This is a genomic window from Arthrobacter sp. PAMC 25486, assembly GCF_000785535.1.
Classification (GTDB): Bacteria; Actinomycetota; Actinomycetes; order Actinomycetales; family Micrococcaceae; genus Specibacter.
This window is the reverse complement of record NZ_CP007595.1, coordinates 1,350,666-1,373,689: the sequence shown is the minus strand read 5'-3', so window position 1 is coordinate 1,373,689 and position 23,024 is coordinate 1,350,666. Positions and strand designations below refer to the sequence as shown.

Annotated in this window: 22 protein-coding genes; 15 read left to right on the top strand and 7 right to left on the bottom strand. The window is 63.8% G+C overall.

Features of this window, described 5'->3' with window-relative positions:
- Positions 1-104 precede the first annotated feature (104 nt).
- A complete protein-coding gene (locus tag art_RS06270) occupies positions 105-287 on the bottom strand; it encodes a hypothetical protein (protein WP_038463263.1) in 183 nt (60 codons plus the stop codon).
- Between the two features lie 98 nt (positions 288-385).
- Here art_RS06270 and art_RS06265 point away from each other — a divergent pair, with 98 nt between their 5' ends.
- The gene (locus art_RS06265; protein WP_038463261.1) at positions 386-643 is read left to right on the top strand and encodes a metal-sensitive transcriptional regulator; all 258 of its coding nucleotides are present in this window, start codon (positions 386-388) and stop codon (positions 641-643) included.
- A gap of 65 nt (positions 644-708) precedes the next feature.
- Here art_RS06265 and art_RS06260 read toward each other — a convergent pair whose 3' ends face one another.
- Positions 709-1,428, bottom strand: a complete 720-nt coding sequence (locus art_RS06260) for a FadR/GntR family transcriptional regulator (RefSeq protein WP_038463259.1) — start codon at positions 1,426-1,428, stop codon at positions 709-711.
- Positions 1,429-1,721: 293 nt separating this feature from the next.
- Between art_RS06260 and art_RS06255 the strand changes: the two genes are divergently transcribed.
- The 4 genes from art_RS06255 to art_RS06240 all read left to right on the top strand — a co-directional run bounded on the left by art_RS06255 (position 1,722) and on the right by art_RS06240 (position 6,046).
- A complete protein-coding gene (locus tag art_RS06255) occupies positions 1,722-2,870 on the top strand; it encodes an aminotransferase class V-fold PLP-dependent enzyme (RefSeq protein ID WP_253901497.1) in 1,149 nt (382 codons plus the stop codon).
- Positions 2,871-2,933: 63 nt separating this feature from the next.
- Positions 2,934-4,235: a sugar ABC transporter substrate-binding protein gene (locus tag art_RS06250; protein WP_038463257.1), complete on the top strand. Its 1,302-nt coding sequence runs from the start codon at positions 2,934-2,936 to the stop codon at positions 4,233-4,235.
- Positions 4,236-4,241: 6 nt separating this feature from the next.
- The gene (locus tag art_RS06245; RefSeq protein WP_253901496.1) at positions 4,242-5,213 is read left to right on the top strand and encodes a carbohydrate ABC transporter permease; all 972 of its coding nucleotides are present in this window, start codon (positions 4,242-4,244) and stop codon (positions 5,211-5,213) included.
- Positions 5,210-6,046, top strand: coding sequence for a carbohydrate ABC transporter permease (locus art_RS06240; protein ID WP_038463255.1), 837 nt, complete (start codon positions 5,210-5,212; stop codon positions 6,044-6,046). The genes art_RS06245 and art_RS06240 overlap by 4 nt, the downstream gene beginning before the upstream one ends.
- A gap of 272 nt (positions 6,047-6,318) precedes the next feature.
- Here art_RS06240 and art_RS06235 read toward each other — a convergent pair whose 3' ends face one another.
- Positions 6,319-7,026: a response regulator transcription factor gene (locus art_RS06235; RefSeq protein ID WP_038463253.1), complete on the bottom strand. Its 708-nt coding sequence runs from the start codon at positions 7,024-7,026 to the stop codon at positions 6,319-6,321.
- A gap of 3 nt (positions 7,027-7,029) precedes the next feature.
- Positions 7,030-8,427, bottom strand: a complete 1,398-nt coding sequence (locus art_RS06230) for a sensor histidine kinase (RefSeq protein WP_253901495.1) — start codon at positions 8,425-8,427, stop codon at positions 7,030-7,032.
- Positions 8,428-9,025: 598 nt separating this feature from the next.
- Between art_RS06230 and art_RS06225 the strand changes: the two genes are divergently transcribed.
- Positions 9,026-10,093 carry a 3-isopropylmalate dehydrogenase gene (locus art_RS06225; RefSeq protein ID WP_038463251.1) on the top strand — a complete coding sequence of 356 codons (1,068 nt, stop codon included), beginning with the start codon at positions 9,026-9,028 and terminating at the stop codon, positions 10,091-10,093.
- Between the two features lie 77 nt (positions 10,094-10,170).
- On the opposite strand, the gene art_RS06220 is transcribed toward art_RS06225, so the two are convergent.
- The gene (locus art_RS06220) at positions 10,171-11,598 is read right to left on the bottom strand and encodes an MFS transporter (RefSeq protein WP_082000139.1); all 1,428 of its coding nucleotides are present in this window, start codon (positions 11,596-11,598) and stop codon (positions 10,171-10,173) included.
- 65 nt (positions 11,599-11,663) lie between these two features.
- Between art_RS06220 and art_RS06215 the strand changes: the two genes are divergently transcribed.
- On the top strand, positions 11,664-12,275 hold the full coding sequence (locus art_RS06215) for a TetR-like C-terminal domain-containing protein (RefSeq protein ID WP_038463248.1): 612 nt from the start codon (positions 11,664-11,666) through the stop codon (positions 12,273-12,275).
- Between the two features lie 169 nt (positions 12,276-12,444).
- The gene (locus art_RS06210) at positions 12,445-13,557 is read left to right on the top strand and encodes a branched-chain amino acid aminotransferase (RefSeq protein WP_038463246.1); all 1,113 of its coding nucleotides are present in this window, start codon (positions 12,445-12,447) and stop codon (positions 13,555-13,557) included.
- 217 nt (positions 13,558-13,774) lie between these two features.
- Here art_RS06210 and art_RS06205 read toward each other — a convergent pair whose 3' ends face one another.
- A complete protein-coding gene (locus art_RS06205) occupies positions 13,775-14,857 on the bottom strand; it encodes a mechanosensitive ion channel family protein (protein WP_052136911.1) in 1,083 nt (360 codons plus the stop codon).
- Positions 14,858-15,021: 164 nt separating this feature from the next.
- Here art_RS06205 and art_RS06200 point away from each other — a divergent pair, with 164 nt between their 5' ends.
- The 5 genes from art_RS06200 (at position 15,022) to art_RS06180 (ending at position 19,100) form a co-directional block, all read left to right on the top strand.
- A complete protein-coding gene (locus tag art_RS06200; RefSeq protein ID WP_038463244.1) occupies positions 15,022-15,855 on the top strand; it encodes a formate/nitrite transporter family protein in 834 nt (277 codons plus the stop codon).
- Positions 15,856-15,941: 86 nt separating this feature from the next.
- Entirely contained in the window at positions 15,942-16,718 is a 777-nt protein-coding gene (locus art_RS06195) for a fumarylacetoacetate hydrolase family protein (protein WP_038463242.1), read from the top strand.
- 48 nt (positions 16,719-16,766) lie between these two features.
- Positions 16,767-17,033: a hypothetical protein gene (locus art_RS06190; protein WP_038463239.1), complete on the top strand. Its 267-nt coding sequence runs from the start codon at positions 16,767-16,769 to the stop codon at positions 17,031-17,033.
- Between the two features lie 100 nt (positions 17,034-17,133).
- Positions 17,134-18,447 carry a sensor histidine kinase gene (locus tag art_RS06185; protein ID WP_082000138.1) on the top strand — a complete coding sequence of 438 codons (1,314 nt, stop codon included), beginning with the start codon at positions 17,134-17,136 and terminating at the stop codon, positions 18,445-18,447.
- Positions 18,444-19,100 (top strand): response regulator transcription factor, encoded by a 657-nt coding sequence (locus art_RS06180; RefSeq protein ID WP_038463236.1) that lies wholly within the window; start codon positions 18,444-18,446, stop codon positions 19,098-19,100. The genes art_RS06185 and art_RS06180 overlap by 4 nt, the downstream gene beginning before the upstream one ends.
- Positions 19,101-19,201: 101 nt before the next feature.
- Here art_RS06180 and art_RS06175 read toward each other — a convergent pair whose 3' ends face one another.
- Positions 19,202-20,620 (bottom strand): MFS transporter, encoded by a 1,419-nt coding sequence (locus art_RS06175; protein WP_038463233.1) that lies wholly within the window; start codon positions 20,618-20,620, stop codon positions 19,202-19,204.
- 78 nt (positions 20,621-20,698) lie between these two features.
- Here art_RS06175 and art_RS20900 point away from each other — a divergent pair, with 78 nt between their 5' ends.
- Together art_RS20900 and art_RS06165 are read left to right on the top strand one after the other, a co-directional pair.
- Complete coding sequence (locus art_RS20900) at positions 20,699-21,346, top strand: helix-turn-helix domain-containing protein (RefSeq protein ID WP_082000137.1); 648 nt, start codon at positions 20,699-20,701, stop codon at positions 21,344-21,346.
- A gap of 267 nt (positions 21,347-21,613) precedes the next feature.
- Entirely contained in the window at positions 21,614-22,999 is a 1,386-nt protein-coding gene (locus art_RS06165; RefSeq protein WP_038468986.1) for an amino acid permease, read from the top strand.
- Positions 23,000-23,024 lie beyond the last annotated feature (25 nt).

Genomic DNA, 23,024 nt, shown 5'->3' with positions numbered 1-23,024 from the left:
ACCGGGTGCCCGTTAGCCTTTCCGACGTTCCTGGCGTTCCTGGCGTTCCGGGCGTTCCTGGCGTTCCTGGCGTTCCCGGCGATCCCGGCGTTGACGCGGTGGCGCTAGTTGCGGCCGAACAGGCGTGAGAACCAGTTGCCGGTGGATGCGCTGGGTGCCTTGGCGGCGTTGCGGTCGCAGGCGCAGCGGTTGGACTTGGGTACGTGGGCCATGACGGCGTCCACATGGTTTCCGCAACCGGCCCATGTGGTCTTGTTGCAGGACTTGCAGTTTACGGCTCGGCACATGGGAACTCCTCATTATTGGATACCCTAGGGGGTATTGAACACCCTCTATTGTACATACCCCATGGGGTATTATGGGCAGGAGTCAAGCAGGAGGAATTATGCAGCTTTCCGAGGAAACCACCAAGCCCGTGATCAACCGGCTGCGCCGTGCGCACGGCCAGCTCGCCGGCGTCATCCGCCTGCTGGAAGAGGGGCAGGACTGCGAAAAAGTGGTGATGCAGCTGGCAGCCGTCAGCAAGGCGCTGGACAAGGCGGGATTCGGCATGATCGCCGGAGGCTTGAAGGAGTGCTTGGACGGAGACGACGCCGAGCTCGACTCGGCCAAGCTGGAGAAGATGTTCCTCTCCCTGGCCTGAACTGCCGGGTTTAATTGGGAACCGGAACCGGAGCCGCAACCCGAGACCGCAGCCGCAACCCGGGATTAGGCCTCAGTGGCTCCGGATGCACCGGGCGCGGCCAGCTGGGGTGCGGGGCGGAATTTCCGTAGCCAGAATTCGCTTTGGGCAACGTGGCTGGCGGTGGCCGTCGCCGCCATGGCGGGGTCGTGATTGCGGATGGCATTCACAATGTTGCGGTGGCCCTTGTTGCTCAGATCGCGCACGGTGGCACCCTCGCTGCTGTCAAAGATGTTGAAGTGGCGTCCGCGTGAGCGGAACAGGCCCATGAGTCCGGTGAGTGTGGCGTTGCCGCCCGCCTCGCAGATGGCCTCATGGAAGCGGGCGTCGAGATCGGAAATGTCGGCCGAATTGTCGGTCGCCTCCATCGCCTCCATCAGGGAATCTAGTTCCGCAATGAGTTCCGGCAGCGGCCGGGCGGCAGCTGATGCTGCCGCATGGGACTCAAGGACCCGTCGAATCTCAAATAGCTCTAAGACGCTGTCGAAGGGAAATAGGTCGACCAGCAGGGCGAAGCCCTTCAGGATCTCCGCCGGTTCAAGCGAAGAGATATAGGTGCCGGAGCCGTGCCTAGCCTCCATGACGCCCAAGGCGGACAGGGCCCTGATGGCCTCACGCAAGGAACTCCGTGAGACTCCGAGCTGCGCGGCCAGTTCGCCTTCGGGCGGGCATTTCTGGCCGGGCTGCAGCTCGCCGGAGGCGATCTTGGCCCGCAGGCCCTGCATGGCTGTTTCCACTGCACTCACGGGGGTTCCTTTGGCTGGCTGGGCATCTTTGCTGTCCGACAACTCATCATACGTGTTCGAAAAGTCATCGGATGTATTCCATGAATCTGCGGGACATGACTGCCCTAAGGTCGTACTTTTCAACAAGTCATAGGATGAATTATTATAAAGATGCCTTGTCTTTGGTTTTATTGTGAGATAACTTACAGGTACTTGTATCGCCCAACAGAAAGCGCGCCGTGCCCATCTCAGCACCAACTGCACCGTCTGCCATGCTCACCCCGGAGGGGGCGCCGGCAATCTCGGATTGGTCAATGACCGCAGGAAAAACCCACTTGAACCACGGCTCCTACGGCGCAGTTCCTGTTCCGGCCCAGCAGCACCAGCTGCGTCTGAAGCGGCAGATGGACGCCAACCCCTGTACTTGGTTCATGGGGCAGGCTGCAACCCTGGCCGGCACGCGCAGTGGCATCGCGGACTTCCTGCGAGTCCCCGCATCCGACATGGCCCTGGTCATCAACGCCAGCGCCGGGGTCACTGCCGTCTATAACTCCCTGCCGTTCAGGGACGGTGCGGAAATCGTCACAACCAACCACGCCTACGGCGCAGTGCTTGAGGGCGCCAAGCGCATTGCCCGCAAACACAACGGCCAGGTCCGCATCGCCGAGGTGCCGTTGGACGCGGACGCAAGCCTCGTCACCGAACTTGTCATGGCGCAGGTCAACGGCCGCACCGCGCTCATTGTGATCGACCAGATCACCTCGGCCACGGCGCGCAGCTTCCCTGTGGTTGAGATTGCGGCTGCAGCGGCGTTGCACGGAGTGCCGGTCCTTGTTGATGGCGCCCATGCGCCCGGTGTGCTGGAAGATCCCGTGCCCGACTTTGAAGGGTTTTGGGTCGGCAATCTGCACAAGTTCGCCTGCGCCCCCCGCGGCACGGCGGCGCTTGTTGCTCGCGGCCCGTTCCGCCGGCACCTCACGCCGCTGATCGATTCCTGGGGCTTCCCCCACGAGTTCCCAGAGAGTTTTGACCATGTCGGCACCCAGGACATTACGTCCTGGATGGCCGCCTCCACATCGTTTGCGACTATTGAAAGCCGCTACGGCTGGGACAACTACCGCAGCTACGCCAGGGCCCTGGGCGGCTACGGGCAGCACATCATCCAGGACGCCTTCACGGCACTGACCGGTGAGAACGCAGCGGCGGATGTGGGCATGCCGGTTGACCCGCTCCGGCTGATCCAGCTGCCCCGCGGCCTGGCCACCACGCACGAGGATTCCCACGCGGTCCGTGCCCTAATCTCGGACCGCTTCGACTTTGAAACGGCCATCACCACGTTCGACGGCGCAGGCTACCTGAGACTTTCGACCCACCTTTACAACACTGCGGCTGATTACGAAGCTTTTGCCGAGCGTGCCGTCCCGGAGCTGGTCAAGCTGGCCCGGGCCGCTGACACCATCTAAGACATCCCCGCAACACCTAAATATTTGAACGATGACGTTCCACATCACACTGAAAGGCCTTCCATGAAATCGAAATTCACAACCATTGCTGCGCTTGGTCTTGCAGCAGTCCTCGCACTTTCCGGATGCGGGGGAGGTGGCAACAAGGACTCGGCGGACGGCAAGGTCACCCTGAAAATGGTGGAAAGCCTCACCAACCCCACCCGTACGGACACCATCAAGAAGCTGCTGGCTGGCTTCGAGAAGGACAACCCCAACATCAAGGTTGATCTGGTCTCGCCTCCCACAGATTCGGCTGACCAGAAGATCCAGCAGATGCTGCAGTCTGGCAAGGGTGTTGACGTGGTGGAGGCCCGCGATATCACCGTCGGCTCCTTCGGTGCCAACAAGTGGCTCTACGACATGACCGCCGACCTCGACGGCTGGGACGGCTGGGGAGACCTGACCGACAACGCCGTCAATTACTCCAAGCAGGACGGCAAGACCTACTACATTCCCTACGGGTTCTATGGACTGTCCTTGTTCTACCGCACCGACCTGGTCAAGGACGCCGGCTTCGACGGTCCGCCGAAGAGCTGGGAAGACCTGATCACCCAGTCTGAGAAGCTCAACGATCCGGCCACGAACAAGTTTGGCTACGCCTTCCGTGGAGGCCCCAATGCCAACTCCAACGCCGTCGCCGTGATCGAGGCCTACACTGCCGATCAAATCGACAAGGAAAATGCGTTCCTGCTGACCAACGGCAAGACCATCTTCTCCGCCCCTGAGGCGCAGACCGCCATGGACGATTATCTTGAACTGTTCAAGAAGGGCTCCCCGCCGTCCTCCGTTGCCTGGGGCTACCCGGAAATGGTGCAGGGCTTCAGCAACGGATCCACCGCGTTCCTGCTGCAGGACCCTGAAGTGATCGCAACCATCAAGGAATCCACCTCCGTCAAGGAAAACCAGTGGAACGTTGCACCGCTGTTGGTGGGCCCCACCGGCAAGGCCATCCAGCCTGTTGCCTCCGCCGGCTGGGGCATTGCTGAAAGCTCCGAGCATAAGCCCGAAGCCATCAAGCTCATCAAGTACCTGGCGCAGGGCGAGCCCGCCACAACGTTCAGCAAGGAAAACAGCCTGGTGCCGATCCTGAAGTCGGCAGCAGACGACCCGTTCTACAGCACCGGCCCCTGGGCTGCCTACGTCACCATGACCGAAAATCCGGACACGTACATCTCGGCCGTCCAGCCCCGCGGCGTCTCCTGGTGGACCGAATGGATCAAGAAGTCCGACGGCGAACTCCAGCGGGTCCTCACGGACAAGATGACCACCAAGGAGCTCCTGACCAGCTGGGACACTTACTGGGTCGAAAAGATGGCGGGATAGTCCACCGTGGCTTCTGATTCACAGCGGACAGTGGCACGCCGGCCGGCAACGGCCGGCGTGCCACCCGAGCCGCCAGCATTTGTCCAGCGCAAGAAGAAGTTCAGTTCCCGAACAGGCTGGACCATGCTGGCGTTCATGGCACCGGCGGCCATCTTCGTGGCGATCTTTACGTACTACCCCATGATCTCCGGATCCCAGATGGCGTTCCGCAACTGGAACCTGAACGACCTCTCCGACACCTCATGGATCGGCCTGGGCAACTTCCAGATGCTCTTTGAGAACCCTGAATTTGGCACGATTGTCCGCAACACCGTGGTGTGGGTGGTTGGGTCGCTGGTTCCGCAGGTGGTCATAGGCTTCGCCCTGGCACTGTTCCTGAAGCGAAAGTTTAAGTTCCGCAGCGGCTACCAGGCCTTCATTTTCTTTCCATGGGCAGTGTCCGGCTTCCTCATCGGCATGCTCTTCCGCTGGATGTTCAACGCGGAGTTTGGCGTGGTCAACGATCTGCTCATGAAAACAGGGCTCATTGACGGGCCCATTCCGTGGCTGGCCGAACCCGGCTTCGCCATGACCGCCATCATCATCGCCAACATTTGGTACGGCGTCACGTTCTTCGCCATCATGATCCTGGCTGCCCTGCAGTCGGTCAACGATGACATGTACGAGGCCGCCGCGCTCGACGGCGCCGGCAAGGTGCGGACCTTCTTCAACATCACCCTGCCGGCCATCTCGGTGACGCTGGGCCTGACTATCTTGCTGCGCGTGATCTGGATCTTCAACTTCCCGGACATCATCTGGGCCATGACCGGCGGCGGTCCTGCCGACCAAACCCACATCATCACCACGTACATGATCTCGATTACGCAGGAGGGCGATTACGGCCAGGCCTCGGCCCTGGGCCTGATTGTGGTCTTCACCTTGATGCTGTTTGCTGTCTTCTACTTGATGGCCATGCGCCCCCGAAAGGCCCAGAGATGATTGACAAACAGAGCCCACTGGGGCGGAGCCTCAAGATTATTTTTCTGGCCATCTGCCTGATCGTCACGGTTTTCCCGCTGTACTGGATCGTCGTCACGTCGTTGAAGGCGCCCGGCTCCATCTACGAGCTGCCGCTGAAGTACCTGCCCAGCGAGATCTCTTTCGACAATTACATCGGCCTGTTCACCAAAAGCGACTTCGGTCGGTACATGATCAACAGCCTCATTGTCGCCACGGTTGCCTCAACGGTCGCAACGCTGATCTCTCTGCTCTCCGCGTACGTGCTGGCCCGTTTCCAGTTTGCCGGCCGCGGCGCCGTCATGGCGGCGTTCCTGCTGACCCAGATGATCCCCGGGTTCATCGCTCTGGGCCCGCTGTACATGATGATGAGCAACTTCGACCTGGTCGATTCCAAGACGGGCCTGATCCTGGTCTACATCGCGATCTGCATCCCGTTCTGCACCATCATGCTGCGCGGCTTCTTCGAAAACGTGCCGGACGCGCTTGAGGAGGCGGCCATGATCGACGGCTGCTCCCGCCTGTCCGCGCTCTTCCGGGTGCTGGTTCCGGTCATGATGCCGGGCATCGCCGCCAGCTTCATCTTCAACTTCGTCAACTGCTGGAACGAGCTGTTCCTGTCGGTGACCCTGATGAACAGCGACGAAAACAAAACCATCCCTACGGCGCTGGCCGGATTCATCTCCAGCTTCAACATCGACTGGGGCGCCATGTCCGCCGCGGCCGTCCTGACAGTGGTCCCCACCCTGGCGATCTTCGCGTTCGCCAGCAAGTTCATTGTGCAGGGCCTCACGGCAGGCTCCGTCAAGGGCTGATCCGATCAAAGGTTCGGTAAGAGAGCTGCCGGGGGACCCGCTGCGAGCCTGCGGGCAGTGGGAGGCAGCGAACGGGGAGGTGACCTTTCGAGGAAACGGTCAACTCCCCACGTCGTCCCCTTGAGACCTTCCGGCAGCACGTGGGCACTTTTTTAGGAATGCTCCATCACCACCCAAAGGTGCTGCGGCGTTCGTAGAAACACCCCGGAAGGTGCTGCGGCGTTCGCAGAAACACCCCGGACGGTGCTGCGGCGTCTGAAGGGAGCGGAGGCTTAGCGTGGGGTGACGATCCCCGTCTCGTACGCGATGAGCACCACCTGGACGCGGTCGCGGGCGTTGAGCTTGGCCAGGATGTGCCCCACGTGTGTCTTCACGGTCGCCTCGGAAACAAACAGCTGCACCGCAATTTCCGGGTTGGAGAGCCCATTGGCAATCAGCACAAACACCTCATGCTCACGCGCCGTCAAGCTCGCAACGGCCGCAGCATTCGCATCATTCGCCGGGCTCGGGGCCGAGAGCATCGGGGCCACATGGTCCAGCAGCCGCCGCGTGGTCGACGGCGCAATGACGGCATCCCCGGCAAAAACAGTCCGGATCGCACCCAGCAGCTCCTCCGGCGGCGCGTCCTTGAGCAGGAAGCCACTGGCCCCGGCCTGGATCGCCGCAAGGGCATACTCGTCCAGGTCAAACGTCGTCAGCACCACGATCTTCAGCTCCGCCAGCCACGACCCCGCAGGCGCCGCCTTGGTCCGTTCCATGAGCCGCCGCGTGGTTTCCAGGCCGTCCATGCCGGGCATGCGCACGTCCATGAGCACCACGTCGGCCGCCGTCGCCGCGAGTCCCTGCAGCGCCTCGATCCCGTTGCCGGCCTGCAGTACAACCTCAAGGTCCGGCTGGGAGTTAATCAACATGCCAAAGCCGGAACGCACCAGCTGCTGGTCGTCCACGAGGGCAACGCGAATGGGGGAGGTGGGGGTCATTGATCAGTTCTCCGAGTAGGGGATGAAGGCGGTGATGCCGAAGCCGCCGCCGGGCAAGGGCCCCGCGGCCAGCTCGCCGTCGTACAGTTTCACGCGCTCGGCCATCCCGCGCAAGCCGTTGCCGCCTGCCGCCGCACCGGAGGGTGCCTGGACAGGGGGGAGCGGCGCATGGGTGAGCGGCGCAGTGGTGGGCTGGTTGCTGTGGTGATGGCCGACGTCGGACGCTGACTTGGCGGTAAGCGGCACCGACATGGCAGGAATTTGGGGGACGGGCGCCGTCGGGTGGGATCTGTTCGGGTGGGATCCGGGGGCGGGCTGCCGGGGGATCGGCGCGGTGGAGAGAGAAGCAGTGGCGCCGCGGCCATCGTCGTGCACCGTGACTTCGAGGCCGCGAGCATTCCAACTGAGGGCGACCGAGGCCTGAACCTTGGGCCCGGCGTGCTTCATGACGTTGGTCAGGCCCTCCTGGACCACGCGGTAGGCGGTCAGCTCGGCTCCGGGGGGCAGCTGGCGGCGGGCCTCGTTCACCACGCTGAAGTCCACAGGCAGACCAGCGGCGCGGATGCCCAGGAGCAGTTCGTCCAGGTCAATGAGGCCGGGCAGCGGGCGGGTGGATGCCTCGTCGCCGCCGCGCAGCACGCCCAGGAGCCGGCGCATTTCCTGCAGAGAGGAACGGCCCGTGGCGGCGATGGTGGCGAGGGTTTCCGGGGCGATTTCCGGGTTGGCCACGGAGGCGTAACGGGCGCCGTCGGCCTGGGTGATGATGACGGAGAGGGAGTGTGCCACGATGTCGTGCATCTCGCGGGCTATGTGGGCACGCTCGTCGCTGGCGGCCAGCTCGCGTTCATGCTGGGCCTCAATTTCCAGCCGGTGGGCACGGTCGGAGAGTGACTGTTCGCGCAGCCGCTTGGTGCGGGTGAGGTCGCCGGAGGTCCAGCTGAACAGGATCAGCACCCACACCATGAGGATGATGACCAAGGCTTGGGGTAGCTGGGAGACGGGGTTGAAGGTGAGGTCGTAGAAGTAGCGGGTGACCAGCATGATGGAGCCCAGCATGGCCAGGGCGAGGCCGCTCAAGCTGGCCCAGCGCGGGCCGAACGCGGCCAGGGCGTACACGATGAGGGGGACGGCGACGTCGGCCGCCATCGGCTGCACGTTCATCGCCCACTGCAGCAGGGCCGCCGTGGCGATGAGGCAGCCGGCCATGACGGTGCGGGTGCGGCGCCATGCGAGGGGGACCACCAGTGCGGTGGCGAAAAAGACCGAGGCAACGATGTCCAACAGGCCTGTGTCGTATCCCGATGCCATGCTGAAGGGCAGCACCGAGAGCCAGAGCACGGCCATGAGGACGAAGTCGACGGCAAAGCGGTGCTGCCGAAACCAGTCGTAGATGGAATGCATGATCACACCTTCAACCTTAGGGTGTGCGGCGTGCGGCGGCATCCTGCCGCGGGTGGAGATTGGCCGGGCTGGGCGGGCAGCGCTGGCTTCCTCCGCGGGTGGAGATTCTGTGGGCAGGGCCGGCCACGTTGGCCGGGCCTGCGCCTGCTGGGTAGGGCGGGCCGCACTGGTTGCCGGCTTTCACCCACTTGCTCTATCCACGCCCTCTGTTGGGTCACTCCGCCACGTCCTCAGCGCCTCTGCAGCGTTCACTTTCGGTTCCACACTGCAGATAGGGCGATGTGCTGATGGTTCGCAGGTTCCACACTGCAGATAGGGCGATGAATTCGGCGGAATCGTCGCCGTATCTGCAGTTTCGAATTTGGCGAGGCCAAGAAACCGCCGTATCTGCAGTTTCGATTCCCCGGTGGCACAGGCGCTGACGCCTATGCCGCCTTGTCGGCGTTTCGGGCTGCCGAATCCCAGCGTTGTGGCCAGGAGGGAGAGGAGCCCAAGGCTTGCGGCTGACGCCAGGCAACAGGACGTCGGCGCCATCAGCCCAGTCTCGCATTGTGAGATACTTTGCCCATCATGTGGATGGTTTGGCTAGGCTGAAACCATGAGCGCATCGATTGACACCGCAGTAATTGACATTGCCGTAATTGCCGGCGACGGCATCGGCCCCGAGGTTACGGCCGAGGCGGTAAAGGTCCTGAAAAAGGCCACCGCTTCCGAGGGCCTGGAACTCAAGCTCACCGACTACAAGCTCGGTGCCGAGCACTGGCTGGCCACCGGCGAAACGCTCCCCGACTCCACCATCGAGGCCCTGCGCGGACATGACGCGATCCTGTTCGGCGCGGTCGGTGCAGCCCCCGGCGACACGTCCATCCCCTCCGGGTTGATCGAGCGCGAGATGCTGCTGAAGCTGCGTTTCAGTCTCGACCATTACGTCAACCTGCGCCCTTCCTTCTTGTACGACGGCGTGGCCTCACCCTTGGCGAACCCCGGCACCATCGACTTCGTTGTGGTCCGCGAAGGCACCGAGGGTCCCTATGTTGGCAATGGCGGCGTGCTGCGCAAGGGCACCCCCCACGAGATTGCCACGGAAGTTTCCGTCAACACCGCTTTCGGCGTCGAGCGCCTGGTCCGCGATGGTTTCCGCCGCGCCAACGAGCGTCCCCGCAAGAAATTGACCTACGTCCACAAACATAATGTGCTGGTCTACGCCGGGCACCTGTGGAAACGGACGGTTGAGGCCGTGGCCAAGGAATTCCCCGAGGTCACCGTCGACTACCTGCACGTTGACGCGGCCATGATTTTCCTGGTCACCGACCCATCCCGCTTTGACGTGATCGTCACCGACAACCTGTTTGGCGACATTGTCACCGACCTGGCCGCAGCCGTCACCGGCGGAATTGGCCTGGCGGCGTCGGGCAACATCAACATGGACCGCACCGCGCCATCCATGTTTGAACCAGTCCACGGCTCCGCACCCGACATTGCGGGCCAGCAAAAAGCAGACCCCACGGCAGCCATCCTGTCCGCGGCACTGCTGCTGCACCACCTGGGCCACCACGGTGCCGCGACGAAGATCGAGGCGGCCGTCACGGCCGACATTGCCGGGCGCAACCCGTCGTCCCCCAAGACGACCGGCGCCATTGGCGACGCCATCGCGGCAGCCCTCTGACGCCGTCGTCCATTCCGGTGAAAGACCGGTAAAAGGCTGCGGACAGGTTCATTGAGAGCCCTTCCGCAGCCTTTCGCTTATGTGGCTGGCGAAGGTTGAATGCGCCGGCCCAGGAGCAGCCCGACAATGCCCAGCAACGCCGTGATGGAGAAGATGGTCAGGAATCCGGTGGTTCCTGCTCCGACGCCTGCGATCACTGCGCCGCCAATTCCGGCGATCAATGCCGTCGCGAGAGTTTGGGACAGTTGCAGGCTGGCGCTGATGCTGCCCGTGCGTTCCGGATTGGACGCCGCCATTGTCGCGGAAGTGGCCGCGTTGAAGGCAATGCCCATGCCCACGCCGCCTATGGCCCAGCCCACCACGGCCCAGCCGCCCCACATTGCGGGCAAGGACACCGCTATTCCCATCAGCAACTCCCCGGCGACCAGGATGGCAATGCCGGTTGTTACTGCTTGGTGACGCCTGCCCGGATGTCGCGAGTCAAGGCGGGCCTGAAGGAATGATCCTGCCGACCAGGCCAGCGCACCCGCGGCGAGTCCTGCACCCGCCAAAGTGACCGGCCAGCCGTGGATGCCCATGAGACCCAGGGGCAGGAACGCCTCAGAGCCAAAGTAGACGGCACACAGGAGGAAGCGAATGACGATTCCGGCCGGGGCGCCCCGCGCCGCCTTGAAGGTTCCGGCGGGTGTCAGATGTCGCAGCGCCACGACGGCTGCGCCAGTGCCAAGAATCACCGCCGCGGCAGCCAGCGCCACGCTGGGCAGTTCGAGACCGGCGAGCAGGACCGCCGCACCGGCAACGAGCATCACTGCATACAGGGTGGTTCGGCCCATCTTCGCCGCGGAAGCTGTGCCAGCGACCTTGACCTGAGGAGAACGTGCGAGGCCCTTTACCGTCGGCAGAATCAGGGGCAACAGCAGCAACATTGCGGGGGAGAGGGCCCAAAAGACCACTCTCCAATCAAGCCAGGCCGTGAGCAGTCCGGCCAAGACGGGGCCCAGCAGCGAGGGAATGGTCCAGGCCGAGGACAGGCAGGCAAACATGACCGCATGGAGGCGTCGAGGGTAGGCCAGCACCACCACGCTGTAGGCGTAGGCCATGACGGCGCCAACGCCCAAACCCTGCAGCGCCCGGGCCGCAATGAACAGTTCCCAAGAGGCGGCTGCTCCCGCCAGGGCACACCCTGCGGCAAAGATGATGCTCCCGGCGATCACTGTCCGGAGCGGGCCGCGTCGGTCGATACTTGCCCCTGCCACAACGGTGCCGATGATGTTGGCCAGCATCAAAGCGGCCAGGCCCCAGCCATAGGAGCCCATTCCACCGAGCTCTGTGGCAATGGTGGGAAGGACGGTGGCAACTCCCAGGGATTCAAAGGCGACCACGCCGATGCCCAAGAGGATTCCCACGGTGGAGCCGCGAAGCTCACGTGAGAATATCCCGCCAGTTCCCCGTTCGTCGGATTGTTGCCTGCCCGTGTTGCTGGCCAGGGTTGGGCTCGGGTCCATGCTGCCTCCTATGCGTAATTACGTTCCGTTGCGGAACGTAATTAAAACTACGTTACAGTGGTGCCATGACGCAACAGGGATCGGCTCAGGGGCGGCCACGGGACACTGGCATTGACGAGCGGGCCACGGCGGCCGTGCTTTTCCTCCTCGCCAAGGCGCCATATAACCAGCTGACCTTGGAAGCGATTGCTGCCCAGGCGCAGACCAGCAAGCCCGCGTTGCGCCGTCGCTGGCAGTCGATGCCCGGCGTCGTCATTCATGCCCTGATTGCCACCCTGGGCAGCTCGCCCACGCCGGACACCGGATGCGTGCATTGTGATCTCACCGAGGGCATCTCAAGCCTGGCCAGATCCTTTGCCGATTCGCCGCTGGCACGTGCCCTGCCAGGGCTCATGTCAGATGTGGCCAACGAGCCCGAACTGCACGAAACGTTCATGAACGACTACTTCGAACCCCGGCGGGCCAGTACGCGAAGAGTCTTGGAATCCGCAATTCTCCGTGGTGAACTGCGCCAAACCCTGGATATGGAGCTGGCCCTGGACATGCTGGCGGCGCCGCTTTATCACCGGGTGTTCTTTGGCCACCAGCCAATCACCACCGACGTGGCCGAGGCGACTGTCATGGCCGTGCTTCGTGGCATTGCGACGGACACGTGGCCCGGGCACCGCGAAATCTGAGCACTTCGTGTGGCAGTTGACTGCAAGGCGCGTCACAGGGAGTCGGACAGGTACTACAGTTGAGATAGCGCCAAAACGCGGACTCCGGGCGAACCGGATCTGCAAGACAGAAATGAACTCCGCCTCAAGCTGGAACTACCAATGACGGGCACTACCATGTGGAGGAAGCATGACCCAGATCGCCAATGAGCTGACCTTTTCCCAGCAGCTCAATGAAAACCCGAAGAGCAGCGTGGAGCGTGAGGCCATCTTGGCCAACCCCGGCTTTGGCGATTACTTCACGGACCACACGGCTGTCGTGGACTTCAAGGTTGACGCCGAGGGGCAAGGCGGCTGGTCCAACGCGCGCATCGAACCGTACGGCCCCATTCTCATGGATCCGGCAGCCGCGGTCCTGCACTACGGCCAGGAAATCTTTGAGGGCATGAAGGCGTATCGCCACGCCGACGGGTCCATTTGGACGTTCCGCGCCGATGCCAACGCGGCCCGCCTGAACGCCTCGGCACGTCGCCTGGCACTGCCGGAACTGCCCACCGAGACGTTTGTGGAATCGCTGCGCCAGCTCGTGGCGATTGACCAGGACTGGGTTCCGTCCCGCGACGGCGACGCACTGTACCTGCGCCCGTTCATGATCGCCACCGAGGCTTTCCTGGGGGTGCGCCCGGCCCGCGAAGTGTCCTACCGCGTGATCGCCTCCCCGGCCGGGAACTACTTCGGCGGTGAGCTCAAGCCCGTGTCGATCTGGCTCACCACCACCTATGCCCGCGCCGGCGAGGGCGGCACTGGCGAGGCAAAATGCGGCGGCAACTACGCTGCATCGCTGGCCGCGCAGATGGAAGCCGAGGCCAACGGCTGCAAGCAGGTGCTGTTCCTTGACCCGCACAATGACAACGCCGTTGAAGAGCTCGGCGGCATGAACGTCTTCTTCGTGTTCCAGGACGGCACGCTCGTCACCCCCGAACTCAATGGTCACATCCTGCATGGCATCACCCGTTCCTCCGTGATGCAGCTTGCCGCCGACCGCGGTTTGAAGGTCGAAGAACGCAAGATCACGATCGACGAATGGCGCTCCGGCGTGGCCTCGGGCGAGATCACCGAGGTGTTTGCCTGTGGCACGGCCGCTGTCATCACCCCGATCGGCGAGCTGAAGACGGCCGAGGGCACCATCGCCTCGCCCGCCACCGGCATTGGCGAGGTTACGGCCGCCATTCGCGAGCAGCTCGTGGGCATCCAGACCGGCGTGATCGAGGACCTGCACGGCTGGCTGACCCGCCTGGCGTAACGCTTCCGGCGGCCCGGCTCTGCCGGTGCCATGACGCTGCGGCAGTTTTCGCGCCCGTCCCCCATAAATGTGCCCCGTACACCGGGCGCATTTACGGCGGACGGGCGCATTTTTTGTTCAAGCACGACGGCGGTTGGCCTCTTGGGTGTGGGCCCGCCCCGCCCGCGCGGGGTGAGCTGTGCCCTTGTCCGCCCGCATTCAGTCCTGCTCCCGGAGGCTAAACGGAGGTTGCCCCGGTCTCGGCCGAATCCGTAGCCAGGTCGGTGGCAGCAGGCATGATTTCCCAGCGCTGGCGGGGCAAGGACGACCGGCGGTGCTGTTGAATGAACTCCACCATTGATTCCCGCACCAGGCAGCGCAAGTCCCAAAGGTCGTCACTGTCGGCAGAACTGACAACAATCCTGATCCGGACCAAGCTGTCGACGGCGTTGGTCACTGCCAAGTCACCGGTGCGCCCGTCCCACAAAGGAGTGGACGCCAGAAGCCGGTCCAGGTGGGTGCGCAACTCCGCTACGGGGGTGTCCCAGTCAAGGTCGAGCTCAACGCTGCCCTTGATTTTGGGGTTGTTGCGGGTCCAGTTCTCAAAAGGAGTGGTGGTGAAGTAGGTGGACGGCAGGATCAGCATCCGTTCATCCCACACCCGTACCACAACGTAGGTCATGGTGATCTCGTCCACCTGTCCCCACAGATCTTCCACCACCACCACATCATCAATCCTGAGGGCGTCGGTGAAGGCCAGCTGTACGCCGGCAAAAACATTGGCCAGGGAGCTCTGTACGGCGAGGCCGGCGACAATGGAGATCAGTCCGGCCGAGGCCAAGATCCCGGTACCCAGCGCCCTGACCTCGGGTATGGTCAGCAGCAGACCCGCCACGGCCAAGGTGATCACCAGGGCGCTGATGACTCGGCGGCCCAAGGTCACCTGGGTGGTGAGCCTGCGTCGACGCCGGCTGTCGGTGACGCGTCCGCTGAATTGCCGCAGCAGCAGGCGCTCAGCGACGGATAGTGCTGCCAAGAACAACCAGCACAGGGCCGCTATGAAGGCCGCCACAAGAATGAAATCCACGGCACCAAACCAGGGCTGCCCGGACACGGTGGAGGCGAGCGCTATGCGTAATCCCACCGTGAGCAGGACGACGAAAACCGGCGCCTTCGCCGGTGCGGAGCGGCGCTTGAAGTCTGGAATCTTGCGAAAAACATGATCGGCGGTCAACCTGAGCAACCACGTTGCCAGCAGTGCCAGCGCTATGGCGGCCAGGATCGCCAGGATGGGTTTGATGGCCAGTTCGAGTTCTTCCATCATTTGATCGTGACAGAGGACCCTGGGGGTTTGTCCAACGGGCCGGTACAGGGAAAGTTGCAACCAGGCCGTGCCGCGCAGCAGGCTGCGGGTTTAGCATACATAAAGAGGCGTTGATCACACCGGGCCTGCCGCTCCGTGGCCGGCCACTGCGAGGAGGAACCATGGATGATGAGCAACGACGCCGTGAGCTCGGTGACAATGACGCCCCTGTGGAAGAAGAACTGGAAACGGCCTTTGAGCGCATCGTGGAGGAAGGCGCGCAGCGGTTGCACAGGAGCTGGTCCTCCCTTCTGGTCACCGGGGTGTTTGGGGGAATGGAGGTGGGCCTGGGCGTGATGGCCTACTTGGCGGTGGACCATGCCACCGGCAACAAGCTGTTGGCTGGTCTTGCTTTCAGCATCGGCTTCATCGCCCTTCTGTTGGCAAAGAGTGAATTGTTCACGGAAGGCTTCCTGGTTCCAATTGCCGCCGTCGCTGCCAAGGAAGCCCGCGTGGGGCAACTGCTGAAGTTGTGGACCGGAACGTTGCTGGCCAATCTGGCCGGTGGGTGGATCATCATGTGGCTGGTCATGCAGGGGTTCCCGGAATGGCGTGAGACGGTGGTGGAATCGGCCACCCACTATGCCTTGGCGCCGCTGTCTGTGCAGACTGCGGCCTTGGCCGTGCTCGGTGGCAGCACTATTACGCTCATGACGCGCATGCAGCATGGCACTGATTGCATGCCTGCCAAGATCGTGGCAGCCGTGGGCGGGGCGTTTCTGCTGGCAGGTCTGCCGCTGTTCCACTCCGTGCTGGATTCGCTGCTGATCTTCGGTGCCATCCACGCCGGTGCGCCGTTCGGCTACCTGCAATGGCTGAACTGGTTTTGGTACACGGTGCTGTTCAATGTTGCCGGGGGAGTGGTGTTGGTGACTGCCCTGCGCCTGGTGCGCACCAGGGAGCTTGTCAGTGAAAAACGCAAGGAGGCTGAAGCTGAAGGCCATCCTGCAGGATAGTGGCATTGCCCGGCGCGGGCCGCAGACGGCGCGGACCCGGACGGCTATTGGCCGGTCCGGAAGGATTTCCGGCTAGACTGAAACACATGCGCATAGCCCGATTTGTAGTAGACAATGACCCCATGTACGGCATCGTGGAAGGGGAGTCCGGCAGTGAAATCGTCACCGTCATCAAGGGCGATCCCTTCTTTAACGGTGTGGAACGGACCGCCGAGCAGCACCCGTTGATCGACGTGCGCCTGGTCGCCCCGATCATCCCGCGTTCCAAGGTCATCGGCATTGGCCGCAACTTCGCCGAGCACGCCCGCGAACTCGGCAACGAGGTCCCCGAGAACCCGCTGATGTTCCTCAAGCCCAACACCTCCGTGATCGGCCCGAACGAACCGATCGTGCTGCCGGAATTCTCCGAGGAGGTCTCCTACGAGGCCGAACTCTGCGTCGTCATCGGCCGCATCTGCAAGGATGTCCCGGAAGAGCGCGTCGAGGAGGTCATTTTCGGCTACACCTGCGGCAACGACCTCACCGCCCGCGACGTCCAGGCCGGCGACGGCCAGTGGGCCCGCGCCAAGGGTTTCGACACCTCCGCCCCGCTCGGGCCCTGGATCGAGACCGAACTGGACCCTGACGACGTCTACATCAAGGGTTGGCTCAACGGTGAACTCCGCCAGGACGGCAGCTCCAACCAGATGGTGCGCAGCGTCCGCGAACTCGTCTCGATCGTCTCGCACGCGTTCACCCTGCTCCCCGGCGACGTCATCATGACCGGCACCCCCGCCGGCGTCGACCTCCTTACTGCAGGCGATCGCTACGACGTCGAAATTGAGGGCATCGGCCGCCTCTCCAACCCGGTGGTCCGCCGCTAACGTGAGCTCTTGCTGCGTTGTTTTTAACGCACGACGCCGGGACCTTCCGTGAGGGGGCAGCGCACCTTTGGGCGCGGCCTCACCCAGGCCATGAACGAGGCGGCGCAACGACGCCTGAGAAACCCGCCGCCGAAGCCGTATGCGGGATGGACGTTTGCGGCAGCGGCAGTGGTTGGCGTGGTGGCCCGCGTCATTTTCCTGACCGACGGGCCGCTGCCCCTGGCCCAGGTTCTCATGGTGATCGCCGTGGCGCTGGCGGCCGTCAGTTTCTGGTTGCGGCTGCGGCGGTGGTGGAAGTCCCGGGCTCGCAAATAACCGGCCGGCACCCCTTCGCGACGGAGGGAAGGGCTGCTTGCTGGCAGCTCACAACTTTAGTTGGATGTGGCGGCGCTGGCATGAATTCTAGGCTTGAAGCATGAAGATAAAAATGATGCCCGTTGGAAGTCCCTGGCGCACAGTCCTGCTGGTCCTTGTTGTGGCCGCGGCCGACGTCGTATTTTCGATGGCCCTGCTCGGCTTCGGGCTGGAAAACGGAACGGTCCCGGACCCGGCGGATGCCGGACTGGAATGGGCCCGCTATGGAATTGCGCCTGTGCTTGCCCCCTTGGGCGCCGTTGCGCTGATTTGGCGGCACCGCTTCCCGAAAACCGTGGCCGCCGCCGCGGCCGTGCTGGGTGCGCTCTCGTTCGGTGGAATCGCATTCTTCGTTGCCCTGTTCATGCTGGCCAGGCGCCGCCTCGACTGGTGGGTGGCAGCCATCATTGCCTTGGCCGTCGCAGCGGAAATGCTGTTTGGCAGTGAGCCGATGGCCTGGGACGTGGCCCTGTTTGGCGCTCTGGGATGGAGCGCCATTGCGGTCTGGGGTGCCTACCGCGGCCAGCGGGCCAGGCTCCGGGAAAACCAGGTGGCATCGCTGAAGGAACGTGCCGAGCAGGCCGAAGCCCGGCACGCCGCAGATGTCGAACGCAGCCGCCTGGCCGAACGGCACCGCATCGCCCGGGAAATGCACGACACCCTGGCCCACAGGATGTCGCTGGTGGCTGTTCAGGCAGCGGCGTTGCAGGTGGCTGCCCCGGACGCCGAAACTGCCGGCTCGGCCCGGCTGATCCGGGAGACTGCCCACGCCGCCCTGGGAGAACTCCGCGATGTGCTCGGCGTGCTGCACGAAGATGGTACAGCCGGCCCCGCCGGCACGGCCCGGTGGCAGGCTGTTGATCCGGGCACGGCAACTGGTGCGCCATCAGGGGGAACTACGGAGGCGGCGTCAAACAGGACTGCGCCATCCGGGATCGAACAAATTGCGGGCCTGCTGGAGGAATGGCGGCTGGCCGGGATCAACGTTGACTATTCACCGAATGCTGAACTCGACGGCGTGCTGCCGGACGCGGTCAGCCGAGGGGCATTCCGGGTGGTCCAGGAGGGCATCACCAACGTGGCCCGCCATGCGCCCGGTGCAGTGTCGGCCGTGAGGCTTGAACTCCACCCGTTCGAACCGCAGGAACCACGACCACAAGAGCTGCAGATCACGGTGTCGAACGGCCCCGGAGCACAGAGCGAACCGGCCCCGGGGGCCGGACTCGGCTTGGTTGGCTTGGCCGAGCGCGTCCAGCTCCTCGGCGGCACGCTGGACCATGGCCCCACGGGAAGCGGCTTTCAACTGGTAGCCCGCATCCCGTTCACCAAGCAGCCGCAAAACCAGCGCGACATCCAGGAAGGAGCCATCTTGTGAGTGAGAAGATCCGCGTCATCGTCGCCGACGACGAGGCACTCGTCCGTGCCGCGCTGGTGACGATGGTGACCTCCCGCCCCGACATGACAGTGGTGGGTGAGGCTGCCAGCGGACCGCAGGCGGTGAGGTGCGCGCAGACGCAACGGTCCGACGTCGTACTCATGGATGTGCGGATGCCCGGCGGCGACGGCATCACGGCAACCGCCCAGCTGCGAGCCCTGCCGGTGCCGCCGCAGGTCCTCGTGCTGACCACCTTTGACCTTGACGACTATGTCTTTGCCGCGCTGGAGGCGGGCGCCGCCGGATTCCTGCTCAAGGACACGGATCCGGAGCGGCTGTTCCACGCGATCCGGGCGGTGGCTGCGGGGGAGGGAATGCTCGCGCCGACGGTGACGAAGCGGCTGATCGACAGGACGCGGGAACGGGCTGCGGCGGCACGGTCGAACGCTGCGGTGGCACGGCTGGAAGAACTGACGGCGCGCGAGGCGGAGGTGCTGGACGCGATTGCGCAGGGGATGAGCAACGACGGGATTGCGCGGGCGCTGTTCGTGAGTGAGGGGACAGTCAAGACCCATGTGTCGCGCATTCTGGCCAAACTGGAGCTGGAGAACCGGGTGCAGGCGGCGCTGCTGTTTCGCGACTCACGGCATTGACCCGCCACTGACCCGCACGACGGCGGAGCCTGGCTTCGATGCGGCCCGCCACCAGGGTGCGGGCTGGTTGGGTGACGCCCGCCAACTTCCGGGAGGGTGCGTTATTGGCCGGCTGCGGCGATTGCGGCGGCGTGGTCGGCCCAATGGTCGGAGGATGGCAGGGCCCGCAGCCGCGAATTGAGCAGGGCCAGGAATGCTGCCACAGCGCAGAGTCCCGCGCATGCCAGCAGGATCCCGGTCCAGCCCAGCAGCGCGTATCCGAAACCCGCCACCAGTGGGGACAGGGGAGTGGCGCCCAGGGTCATAAGGTCCAGAGCGCTGCCGGCCCTCCCCAGCATGTCCGAAGGCACCGCCACCATGAAGTAGCCCAGCAGTGCGGCGTTGATGGCTGGCCCGCCCAGGATGGCCACGGCCTGCACCACCATGACGGCGGGGACGGCGTGGACGAACGGCAGCACGGCCAGCGCCGCCGTCATCAGCAGCAGCCCGGCAATGACGATCCAGCCGGCCCCAACACGCTTGACCAGGGGAGCGGCAATGAACGATCCCAGCAGCATGCCGATGCCGATTCCGGCCGAGACCATGCCGATCACCGCCGGGGTTTCCCCTCGCTGCTGGAGCCCAAAAACCACCGCCGTGATAGCCGAGTTGAGGCCCAGGTTGATGATGGTTGCCAGGATCACGATTCCGCGCAGTTCCGGCCGTTGGAACAGCCACGTGATTCCGGCGGACGCCTCGCCGGCGAAGTCCCGCAGGATGCGACGCGCCGCCGGCGGCGAAAAATTGCGTGGCGAAGCTGCGGGTGCCGACGCGGGTGCCGACTCCGGCGCTGAAACCGCCGCCGCCGACTCCGGCGCTGAAACCGCAACGCCCCTGCCAGTGTCTCCGCCCGCCGCGGACGATCCTGCAATCGGCCGCAAGTCCGTGCGGATCATGAGCGCGGCAATGATGGCGAGTAGGTGCGCCGCAGCCGTCGCGGCAAAGGGCAGCGCCCTGCCAAGGCCCATCAGCACGCCGCCCACGGGGCCGCCGGAGAGCGCAACAACCGAATCCCGGGCCTCATTGGCGGCCATGGCAGGACCGATCTGCCGCGGCTGGACCACAGATTTCAGTGCGGCATTCGACGTCGAGCTGAAGAAACCGTTGCGCATGCTCATGAGCAGATTCAAAACGGTAAGCAGCCAAAAACTCAGCAGCCCGGTGAGCTGCAGCAAAGTGAGCGCTGCGGCAAGTGCCAGTCCCATCACGCCGCCGGTCACCATGAGTGTGCGCCGGTTGTGGCGGTCGGCCACCACGCCGCCGGGGAGTGTGGCGAGGATGCGCCCCACCTGCCCGATCCCGGCGACGATGCCTGCCTGCGCCGGGCTGCCGGTCATGTAGAGGGTCAGCAGCGGAACGGCAAAGCTGTGCAGTGCCGATCCGAACGCGGTGGACGTGTCCGTCGCCAGCCACCACCGGTAGTTCGGATTGGCGAGGAGGCGGACCGGGTTGGCACCTGTTTCCTGTTGTGTGGTCGACATGTCCCGAGCTTATATCCGCAAATAAAGTTGCGCAATATAAATTGTGCAAATAATCCTGCCTGTTTGTACACTGGTGCCATGGCAACGAAAACACGTGGCGGGTCCACGGGAGAGCAGGGTAGCGCCTCCGGGAAGCAGGCCGGGAAGCAGGCCGCGATGACCCCGCGCACCATGACCTCGCCCATGCTCAAGGCCATGTCGAGCCCGCTGCGGCGGCGCGTCATGTCCGTGCTGGCGGCCCAGGATTATGCCCGGGCCACGGACCTGGCGGACCAGCTCGGCGTGGCGGCGAACAAACTCAGTTACCACCTGCGGATCCTGGCCGAGGCCGGCATGATCCAAGAGGCCCCGCAGTTCGCGCGCGACAACCGGGACCGCGTCTGGCAGGCCGTCGATGAGACCTACCGGCTCGGTTCGCCGGAGGATCCCCTCGGCGAGTCCGACGAATACTCCCTCGGCGCCTACCTTTCCCAGATGGAACTCGACCAGCACGCCGCCCTCTCACGCGTGCTCGCCTGGGCCCCAGACTTCGCCACCGGCCGCGACTCCGACCCCAAGGCGGAGCTCGCCATCGGCACGCTGCGGCTGAATGCCAGCGACGCGCAGGACCTCTTTCAGGAGATCGAACGCGTGGTCAAAGCCGCCCGGAAACTGCACCGCGAGCCCGGCGAACCCGATGTGAAAACCTGGGACTACACCTTCATGGCCGTCCGGGAGGACCTCTAACTTTCCACGTTCGACGGCGGCCCAACAGTAACGCTGCCAGCCGGCCGCCTGCTGTTGGGGCCACAGATGCCCCAAGGTTGGCGGAGTAGAATCGTCAAGTCCTTTGCCAGCCGACTCGTGAAATTCCGCGAGAACTCGTGGTTGTGCACATGGGGACAGCCGCCAACGTAAGGATTTTGCGTGTCACACGACGTCATCGACACCGCGCCAACACCGCCCGGCCCCGGAAAAGGCACGGGCCCTGGAAAACGCACAGACAACGTTTCGGTGGAGGGATACCAGCAGACGCTGTCCCGTCGGCACGTGACCATGATCGCCATGGGTGGGGCGATCGGCGTCGGACTTTTCATGGGAGCAGGCGGGCGGCTGGCCAGCACCGGCCCGGCCCTGATCTTCTCCTACGCCATTGCCGGCGTCATCGCGTACCTGCTGATGCGGGCGCTCGGCGAGCTGATCATGTACCGGCAGACGTCGGGCTCCTTTGTGTCCTACGCGGGGGAGCTGTTCGGCAAGAAGGGCGCGTATCTGTCCGGCTGGATGTACTTCATCAACTGGGCCATGACGGGCATCGCCGAGCTCATTGCCATCGGACTGTACTTCCAATACTTCTTTCCGGGAGTGCCGGTTGAGCTCAGTGCGCTGTGTGCCCTGGTGCTGCTCGTTGCGGTCAACCTGATGAGCGTCAAGGCGTTCGGCGAATTTGAATTCTGGGCTGCCTGCCTTAAGGTCGGTGCCATTGTGATCTTCCTGGTGGTCGGCACGGTGATGGTGGTCATGAACGCGCAGGTGGGGGAGTCGCACGCCACCGTGAACAACTTGTTCCATGGCGGCAGCATGTTCCCCAAGGGCGGGCTCGTCATGATCCTGGCCCTGAACGCCGTCATTTTTGCCTACAACGCGATTGAACTTGTGGGGATTACGGCCGGTGAGATGAAGAATCCGGAACGGGAGGTCCCCAAGGCGATTCGCGCCGTCGTGCTTCGCATTGTGGTGTTCTATGTTGGCTCGGTGTCGCTGCTGGCCATGCTGATGCCGTCGGACCAGTACAAGTCGGGGGAGAGCCCGTTCGTCACGGTGTTTGCCACGATGGGCCTGGACTGGGTGGGCTCCGTCATGAACTTTGTGGTGATTACCGCGGCGCTGTCGTCCTGCAATTCGGGGCTGTATTCCATTGGTCGGATCTTCCGCACCATGGCCAACAACGGGCACGCACCAGCCTGGCTGACCCGCATGTCCTCACGCTATGTCCCATACGCGGCCATCCTGAGCATCGCCGCCGTGTATCTGGTGGGTGTGCTGGCGAACATTTGGCTCGGCGGCTCCTACGCGTTTGACCTGGCACTGAACACCGCGTCGATCGGCGTGATTTTCACGTGGGCATCCATCTTTGCCTGCCAGATCATGCTGCGGCACAGACGCGGCAAGGTCTCCACGCTGCCCATGCCCGGATCACCATGGACCAGCTGGATCGGGCTCATTGCGCTCCTGGTGATCACGGTGCTCATCGGGTTTGACACCCTGACCAAGCCCGACGGCAGCCAGTACCTGCTGGGCTTGTGGACGCTGTGCACGGTTCCGGTGCTGGCCCTGGTTTTGTGGTTCGGCTGGCAGTTTGTGAAGAAGAACGAGCCGAAGAACGCACTGTTCAGCTGACGCTTCCCTGACCGGGAGACGGCCG